The 1,941-nt window shown below is 56.5% G+C and carries 1 protein-coding gene; it reads right to left on the minus strand.

Annotated elements, in window-relative coordinates; translation table 11 throughout:
* Positions 1 to 1,941, minus strand: a 1,941-nt coding sequence (locus KUO17_RS25445; RefSeq protein ID WP_217978323.1) for a condensation domain-containing protein, incomplete at both ends; no start/stop codon positions are given.

The raw sequence follows: 1,941 nt of genomic DNA on the forward strand, positions 1-1,941 counted from the left end.
ACGACGCTCAGGCCGCTGTCTTCGATCATGTAGGCCAGGCGATCCTCGGGATACGCCGGGTCGAGCGGCACATACGCACCGCCGGCCTTGAGGATCGCCAGCAGGCCGACAATCATCTCCAGGCTGCGCTCGCAGGCCAGGCCGACCAGCACTTCAGCGCCGATGCCCTGGGCGATCAGGGCGTGGGCCAGTTGGTTGGCACGCGTGTTCAGCTCGGCATAACTGAGCCATGTGTCACCCAGTGTCAGCGCGATGGTATCCGGTGCACGGGCAGCCTGGGCTTCGATCAGCTCATGGATGCATCGCTGGCTGGTGAACTGCGCGGGTGCCGGGTTCCACTGCTGAATATTGGCCTGCTGCTCGCGGGTATCCAGCAAGGGCAGCTCGCTGATCCGCTGTTGTGGGTCAGTGGCAATGGCCCGTAGCAGGTTCTGCCAGTGCAGGGCGAGGCGCTCGATGGTGGTGGCCTCGAACAGGTCGGTGGCATAAGTAAATACTGCTGAGAAGCCTTCGGCGCTTTCACTTGTATGCAGCATCAGATCGAACTGCGCTGTCTGCTTGTCCCAGGCCAAGAACTCTACGTCCAAGTTTGGTAGTGCTCTTTGCCGTTGTACGCCACGCGTCTCGCCCTGGTGGCTGAACATGACTTGAAACAACGGATTGTGGCTCAGGCTGCGTTCGGGCTGCAGTGCTTCAACCAGCTGTTCGAAAGGAAGGTCCTGATGGGCTTGAGCCTGCAAAGTAATGTTTCGAACCTGATCGAACAGCGTGGCAACAGTGTGCTGACTTTCTATCTCGGATTTGAGCACCAAGGTATTGACGAAAAAGCCGATCAGACGCTCCGTTTCCATACGATTTCGGTTGGCAACGGGCACGCCTACACGAATTTCGCGTTGCCCGTTATATCGATGCAGCAGCACTTGGAACGAGGCCATCAACAGCATGAAGGGTGTGATACCGCGCTGTTGTGCAAGTTTTTTGAGGTTCAGCGCCAGTGGTTGATCGAGCGTGAGCGCGAGATGAGCCCCTCGGAAACTCTGTTCTGCCGGCCTGGTGCGGTCTGTCGGCAAAGGCATAACGGAGTGTTCGCCGCTCAGTTGCTCAAGCCAGTAGTTCAGTTGGCGATCCCGCTCACCAGCCTCCATCCATTCGCGTTGCCACAGCGCGTAATCTGCATACTGAATGGGTAGTACGGGTAGAGCTGCTTCGTGACCTGAGCTGTAACCGCTGTACAAGCTGATCAATTCGTCGACCATCACCTGCATCGACCATGCATCGGAAATAATATGATGTTGGGTCATGATCAGCACATGGTCTTCTGCTGCTAATTGCAGCAACTTCACCCGCAACAATGGCCCTTGGTCCAATGCGAATAAGCGATTGATCTCTGTTTCGACAAACGTGCCTATTTGCGCTGCTTGGTCTTCCTGATGAGTTAAGACTTCCTGTTCGATGAGCATGATTCGCTGGTGGGTAACGACTTGGTGTAGCTGGTCATCTGCTTGAGTGAAGAGTGTTCGCAGGCTTTCATGACGAGCCAGCAGCGTGTCGAAGCTACGTTGCAGTGCCTGCAGGTCTAAATAGCCGCGCAGGCGCAGGGCCGCGGGTAAATGATAGGCACTGCTCTGCGGGTCCAACTGCCACAGGAACCATTGGCGTTCCTGCGCATAGGACAGCGGTAACGGCACGTTACGCTCGACGGGTATCAATGGTGGCTCATCGATTCGTTTCAACTGATTCAATGTTGCAACGAAATCTGCCAGGCGACTGTGCTCGAACAGCGTGCGCAATGCCACATCGAAGCCCAGTACCTGGCGTACCCGCGAAATTACCTGGGTGGCCAGCAGCGAGTGTCCGCCCAACTCGAAGAAATCATCGTTCAAACCGATGTGTTCGCAGTTGAGCATCTGCTGCCAGATGCCAGCGATGCGCTGCTCCAGT

The organism is Pseudomonas aegrilactucae (assembly GCF_019168305.1).
In the GTDB taxonomy this organism is placed as follows: Bacteria; Pseudomonadota; Gammaproteobacteria; order Pseudomonadales; family Pseudomonadaceae; genus Aquipseudomonas; species Aquipseudomonas aegrilactucae.